The 6,520-nt window shown below is 61.1% G+C and carries 5 protein-coding genes and 2 pseudogenes; 3 read left to right on the top strand and 4 right to left on the bottom strand.

The window, feature by feature from the left end:
• Positions 1-430, top strand: a pseudogene (locus OZ10_RS22950) (hypothetical protein); the annotation flags it as partial.
• A gap of 409 nt (positions 431-839) precedes the next feature.
• On the opposite strand, the gene OZ10_RS22740 reads toward OZ10_RS22950, so the two are convergent.
• Positions 840-1,193, bottom strand: a complete 354-nt coding sequence (locus OZ10_RS22740; RefSeq protein ID WP_167382289.1) for a hypothetical protein — start codon at positions 1,191-1,193, stop codon at positions 840-842.
• A gap of 153 nt (positions 1,194-1,346) precedes the next feature.
• Here OZ10_RS22740 and OZ10_RS22945 point away from each other — a divergent pair, with 153 nt between their 5' ends.
• Complete coding sequence (locus tag OZ10_RS22945; RefSeq protein ID WP_236727003.1) at positions 1,347-1,529, top strand: hypothetical protein; 183 nt, start codon at positions 1,347-1,349, stop codon at positions 1,527-1,529.
• 35 nt (positions 1,530-1,564) lie between these two features.
• On the opposite strand, the gene OZ10_RS22370 is transcribed toward OZ10_RS22945, so the two are convergent.
• Positions 1,565-1,801 carry a hypothetical protein gene (locus OZ10_RS22370; RefSeq protein ID WP_139051367.1) on the bottom strand — a complete coding sequence of 79 codons (237 nt, stop codon included), beginning with the start codon at positions 1,799-1,801 and terminating at the stop codon, positions 1,565-1,567.
• 140 nt (positions 1,802-1,941) lie between these two features.
• Between OZ10_RS22370 and OZ10_RS18965 the strand changes: the two genes are divergently transcribed.
• Positions 1,942-3,093, top strand: coding sequence for an MFS transporter (locus OZ10_RS18965; protein ID WP_052210070.1), 1,152 nt, complete (start codon positions 1,942-1,944; stop codon positions 3,091-3,093).
• Between the two features lie 182 nt (positions 3,094-3,275).
• Here the strand turns inward: OZ10_RS18965 and OZ10_RS18960 are convergent, their stop codons facing one another.
• Positions 3,276-4,550: an aminotransferase class V-fold PLP-dependent enzyme gene (locus OZ10_RS18960; protein ID WP_228888955.1), complete on the bottom strand. Its 1,275-nt coding sequence runs from the start codon at positions 4,548-4,550 to the stop codon at positions 3,276-3,278.
• Positions 4,551-4,745: 195 nt separating this feature from the next.
• Positions 4,746-6,512, bottom strand: a pseudogene (locus OZ10_RS18955) (TonB-dependent receptor plug domain-containing protein); the annotation flags it as partial.
• Between the last annotated feature and the right edge of the window lie 8 nt (positions 6,513-6,520).

The raw sequence follows: 6,520 nt of genomic DNA, 5'->3' as shown, positions 1-6,520 counted from the left end.
GCAGGAAGCCGATGATCTGCTCTTCGGAAAAACGCTTCTTCACGTCCAATCTCCTTGGGGTAGGGAATTGGACTCCAAACTGAGGTGCTACTCAAAATTGGGGGGACGTCGCAGCATGCCGACCGCGTCAGATCCGCGCGAAGCGTCCTGTACGTGCATGACAGAGCAGGGCACACGTTACGATCTCCCGCAGCCTATGTGCCGCACGCTTGCGCGCAATGGTGCGCCGTACAACCCGTACAAGGATGTGCGCCAGCAGCAGCAGCAACAACAGCAGCAGGCACAGACCGAGCAGGTGGCCCATCAGAATCAGCCGTTGCAGCTCGGTGGATCTGTCATTGCTAGAGGCACACGTGAAGTCGGCAGCTTCCCCGAGTCCAAGCCTTACGCTACTGCTACTAGCGTTCCTTCGACTACCGCTGATCTGTAGAGGATCAGCAGGGATCGTGCGGCAGCTGCACCCAGCCATTTGACACGCGCTTGAAGCGGCGACCTTGTAAGCAACGCTCGCCGTCGCTTAATGGCCGTTGGGGGGCATATTCCCGCAAGTCTGGCGCTTGCCTGGGTGTCTGCACGTTCTCTCTAAGTGCGCGCTGCATTTGCTGCGTTGCCAGTTTCGATTCTCTTTCAAGCTGTGCCATCGCTTGGCGGGTCTCGTATCTGGTGTACAGCCCAATGACTATGCTATGCGCTAGTAGCGCGATGAAGCCGCCTAAAGCGATCTGCCACCATAGGTCTGATGAGTCTGCTTCCCGATATCTGCGTTCCATGCCGCCCCCGGTTCGTGAGTGGGCATTGTAGACCTGGGGTGTAGGGGCATAGCCCCTACGGATAACGCCTTATCCCGCGATGCGTCCGAAGTGGCGTTCTCGCCATTCGCCAAGATCCACCACGACGACCTTGACCATCGACTGCTGAACCGCTTTGCGTGCTGCGTTCCGCCTGCGGACCGAATCCCGGACGTCGCTGGCATTGGCATGCCAGAGCAATCCGCGCAGCCGGCGTTCTGGGATCCGTTCGCCGCTCGGTGCAACCAGGTCGCGCCCAGCCAGGCGCCAGCCAGCCCAGGGACCGGTGAGTTCCAGATGGTTCGTAACGACGCGCCTATGCAGATCTGCCGCGCAGCTGTTTGGGCATTGCTCGCCAACAGGCCAGCACGGCGGGCGACGGTCAAGATTGTAGGTGTCAGTCATGCGGCGATCTCCGTTTCGCTAGGGGAACGGTTCGGCAGGCAAGTCTTGATCCACAGCCAGATCCAGCGCAGTCGTGCGCGTATCGCCCGATACGCCATTTCGCATAATGTATATTATGTAAAAATGAGTACTCACTCCCCAGCAGGACACGCATTGCGCTGCTTCATCCAGATATGCGCGCGCCGTTTTTTGACAGCAGTGCTTGTTGCCACCCTCAATGCTGCCAATGTCCGCAGCACGCAACTCCTGCTGCGCAACGTCTCCGGTATCGGAGTCGACGATGCCGATGTTCTAGTGACCCAGGCGCTCGCTGCAGCGCCGAAGCTCTGGTGCTGATACCTCGATTTGCTGAATTGCTCGCAGGCTCGAGCCTATTCCGGCGGCTGCATTTGCCGGCTGTGGCATTTGCTACGGCAGGATTGCTCAATGACGTGGGTACCGTCAGGATCGACAACAAATGCGCAGCCGATGAGCTGATGACCCACCTGATCGCACTGGGGCACCGAGAGATTGCTTTCATCACCAGCCCGACAGGCCACGACGATAGCAGCGAACGCCTGGCCGGCTACCGGCACGGTCATGCACCAGCCAATCCAGGAGATGGGCATCACTGCAGTCGATTTAATGCTGCATGCAGTCACCGAACCGTTGCTACCGGCCTGGCGCGAGCTCGTACATCCGCATTCGCTGGTTCCGTGCGACTCCACGGTTGCGCCCTGACACAGGTCAGTGCCCTCCCCCTTTTACTATGCCGTCTACCACCATGCCCGCATCGCCCAACGCGCAACAACACGCCACACGTGCTGCATTCTTCTTGCCAGGCTTCGTCACTGCCGTGTGGGCCATCATCGTACCTTTCGCGAAAACGCACGCAGGCCTCGACGATGCCGCGCTTGGGGTGGTGCTGCTCTGCCTAGGCACCGGCTCGCTCATCGCCATGCCGCTCGCCGGCGCGCTGGCCGCAAGGCACGGCTGTCGAACCATCATGGTCTTTACCACGGTGGTGATGCTGGGGCTGCTGCCAATGCTTGGACTTGCGAACGGCGCGTTCTGGCTTGGAATAACCCTGTTCTTCTTCGGCGCCGCAATCGGTGCAATGGACTGCACCATGAACATCCAGGCCGTCGTTGTCGAGCGCGACAGCGGGCGCACGATGATGTCCGGGTTCCACGCGTTCTACAGCATAGGCGGCTTCGTTGGCGCAGGTGCCATGACGCTCATGCTGGCCGCAGGTGTTGCACTGCTGGCCACGACACTGCTGGCGGTTGCGACGATGGCCGTGCTGACGGCAGTGGCTGCTCGTCACTGGCGTTCGAACAAGCTCGAACACGCCGGGCCAACCTTTGCGGTGCCCAGCGGGATCGTGCTGCTGATCGGTCTGCTGGCTTTCGTGGCATTTCTGGCAGAGGGCTCGGTGCTGGACTGGAGCGCGGTATTCCTGGCCGAGACACGGCATGTTGCCCCAAGCCTCGCAGGCCTGGGATATGTGGTGTTCTCGTTGTCGATGACCGTTACCCGGCTTTTCGGGGACTCGTTGGTCGAACGCCTGGGACGCACCTCATCGATCATGGTGGGTGGCCTGATAGGCGCTGCTGGCTTCCTGATCGCGACGTTGGTCTCTGTCTGGCAGGTATCGCTGGTCGGATACGGGCTTATCGGTGTGGGATGCGCCAACATCGTGCCGGCATTGTTTTCGATGGCCGGATCGCAACGATCAATGCCTGAAAGCATTGCGATTCCTGCGGTGACGACGCTTGGCTACGCAGGGGTGCTGGCCGGGCCGGCGTTGATCGGATTCGTTTCGCACAGTGCCGGTTTGATCACGGCGCTGATCGGAGTTGCAATCGCGCTGCTGGCAGTGGCTGCCGCTGCACCTTTGCTCAGCAGGTTGGCAAAGTAAGCGTCCCAGGCCTTGCTCCCTACCCGCCTCGACAACGACGGCCGGGCTCGGCACGCCTGCCCCGCTTGTCGCGGGAACCCGATACGGCAGAAGCTCCGTCTGCCTGGGCAGCGCATTGCATGCAGCCCACCGGGCATCGCATCACCCATCAACGCAGGGGCTGGCTGCGGGCACTGCAATGATCAGGCACGTGCAGCAATCGCCGTGACAGCGTCGGCCAACGCCAGCAGGTGACTTGCCGGCGTAAAGACCTGCGGCGTCACGCGAATGCAGGAGCCGCTGGCAAGGTCGCTACGCACGACCGTGAAGATGCCGAATTCGTTCTGCAAGGATGCCTGCAGCGCGCTGACCGCTGCTTTCGAACTGCGACCTCGCAAGCGAAATCCGCCCATGCCCGATGCATTGCTGGCGTCTGCGGCGCCAAGGATTTCCACCGCATCTGACGCGTCCAGTCGCGACACCCAGACATTGCGCAGATACGTCAAGCGCGCGTGCTTGTTGGCACCTCCCACTGCCTGATGAAAGGCCAGCGCATCCGGAACGGTCATGAAGGCCGCAAAGTCCGATGTCGCCAAATGCACGCGGTTTGCAACATCCGCATCGCCCTCCTCTTCTCCAGGAAATGGCTTCACTGCACCAAGGGTGCCTTGCCGCATGTAGAGCGCGCCAACGCCGACCGGCGACCCGATCCATTTATGCAGGTTGAAGACCGCCCAATCGACATCGAGCGCGTCGAGCGTGAAGTCCAGTAGCCCCCAGGATTGGGCGCAATCGCAGATGACGTCGATCCCGCGTTGCCTGGCCAGGGCGGCGATCTGCCGGACCGGCAGGACGAGCCCGTGCTGATTGCTGACGTGGGTCAGAAGGACCAGCTTGAGCCGTGGGTGCGCATCGAACGCCTGCGCATACGCCTGGAGATAATCTTCGTCACTACCGCTGCTTGGCAGGTCGAGCCTGTGACCGCCGACGTGACGTGATTTGCTCAACCAAGCCATCATGCGTTTGAACTCCGGGTAGTCTGCGTCCGCCCAAAGAATGCTGTCGCCTGGTGTCAGCCTGTCGTACTGCGTGATCAGGTTGATAAAGGATTCGGTCGCATTGCGCGTGAGCATCACCTCGTGGACATTGACGCCGAACGCGTCCGCAACCAGCCTGCGTGAGTTCAGAAAGTCTGCATCGTACGCACGGCGGGCGTACCAGGAGAGCTCCTTGTTGACCCTGTGCGTATGCCGAGCAAAAGCGGCCTCCACCTGCATCGACATCTTGCCCCAATAGCCGTGCTCGAGGTTGATGATGTCGTCCTGTTCTGTATACAGCGCTCGAATCTTGCTCCAGTGCGCTTCATCCGCGGCGAGCTCATCCGGCGGTTTCGGCGACTGGGGGATGTTGGAGGGAATGTCGGTCGCTCCCGTTTCGGGGAGCATCGATGAAACGGCGAGCGAAGCGGAAAACTTCAAGAAATCTCGGCGCTCTCGCATGTGGCCCCCTCTCAGCCAAAGGTTGATCCAACCACTGCAGCGTCGCGTCAGCTGCTGCTGACGCCCCGCAGCTGCCATGCAAGGGCCACGTCCTGTGAACCCGTGCTCCATCTACGCAGACGTCCTGTGTGCTGCCAGGTGATCGTCTCGACTTGCCATCAACTGGCAGCCCAATCAAAACGTCAGGGCGGCGCGCATGAACACGGTTCGTCCGCTGAAGCCGAAGGGCGATGTTGCGTTGTAAGGATGCATCCCTGCGTTATCCGAACCGTTGCTGCCCGCCGCGACGCTTGCCACCGTGGAGGCAATATTCTCGTCGGGATAGATATCGAACAGATTCTGTGCGCCCAGGCTGACACGCAGTGCGGGCGTTACCTGTGCGGACAGTTCCAGGTCGGTGATGATCTTCGGAGAAAACGTTTGAATCACATCGTAGGTGCTGGCAGAGGCGGCGACCAGGCGGGTGTCGTAGCCAGGCATCAGTGCGGCCACCTGTGCTGCGTTCCTGGCCGTCATCGCAACCGTGGAAACCTTGCCGTAGCGCGTATTCGTCATGCTGGCCGCAAAGCGCCCATGCGTGTAGTCCAGATTGAACATCAGCTTGTCGCGCGGCAGGCTGTCGGAGTAGCGCAGCTGCTGGGTCAAGTCGAATAGTGGCGCCGTAATGCCTAACGCGGCGATCGGCGCGGGGGTGCCGGCAATCTGATCGAACTCGGTCTTGTTGTAGTTGCCGGCAAACGTGCCGGTCAGAACGGAGCCCTCATCGAAGACGCGTCGGTAGTTGACCACCAGGTCCAGGCCACGGGTGGTCGTATCGACCGCATTGGTCAGGAATGAGATCGCGGCAAAGCCGGATTGGCCATTGGCGGCTAGATAGCTAGTCAGGCGAGCATCCTGAAACGTCGAGGAAATCGCGATGCGATCACGCAGCTCGATGCGGTAGGCGTCCAACGATGCGGACCAGTTGCCGTTCTGAAAGACCGTGCCCAGCGACACGTTGCGGGACGTCTCCGGCTTCAGGTCCGAGGCTCCGGCCAGGCGCGCGGCTGGCGTATCCACTGCGGCCACCCGCACGATCGCCTGCGATCCATTGAGTATCAGCGTGTTGGAGGCGTTGTAGCCGGATTGCGCCAATGCCGGTGCCCGAAAGCCGGTGTTGTATGACCCGCGCAGTGCCACGAGCGCATTGAGTTCCACACGGGCGGCCAGCTTGAAATTGGTGGTGTCGCCGAAGTCGGAGTAGTGCTCGTGGCGCGCGGCAGCGTTCAACAGCAGCCCACCGATCGGCGAATGTTCCGCCTCGGCGTAGACAGCCTGGCTGCGTCGGTCAAGGTCCGCAGTGTCATCCGGCCCGTTGCTGGGACCGGGCTGCGCACCCGGGATCGATGGGCGACCGATATTCGGGCCGTCCAAGATAGGGATGCCGCCGTTGATGTAGCCTTCCTCGGCGCCGGTGAACAGACGGTACCGCTCGTAGCGGTATTCCGCACCCAACGCCAGCCGCAATGGATTTGCATGCCCCAGGGCAATCTCACGATTCAGATCCAGATTCGTGGTCCATTGATCGAACTCGGCGCCGTTACGGTAGAAGCGCGTCGGCGACTGGGCGCCGAGCGATACATTGACGCTGTTGTCATAGGTCAGGTCCTGCGTGTTGTTGCCGTAGACCGTCGAAAGGTCCCAGCCGAACCCGGCCAGATCGTGCCCGCGTAGCCCTGCAGCGATCGAGGTATTGTCGATGGCGGTATCCAGGGTCGGGCTGTAGCCGTCGGGATAGATCGCACGAACGGTCTCGTCCTGCCCTGCGCGCCTGAAGAAGTAGGTAATGTCGCCATCCAGTCGGTTGTGGCCGCCGAACGAATACATCTCCACCGCATCGGACACCGGCATCACCAGGTTGTAGAACAGCTGACGATTGGTGCTGGGCTGTGTGCCCAGGAACGCGGCTC

This window comes from Xanthomonas cannabis pv. cannabis (genome assembly GCF_000802365.1).
GTDB classification, from domain to species: Bacteria; Pseudomonadota; Gammaproteobacteria; order Xanthomonadales; family Xanthomonadaceae; genus Xanthomonas; species Xanthomonas cannabis.
This window is presented reverse-complemented; position numbering and strand designations above follow the sequence as displayed.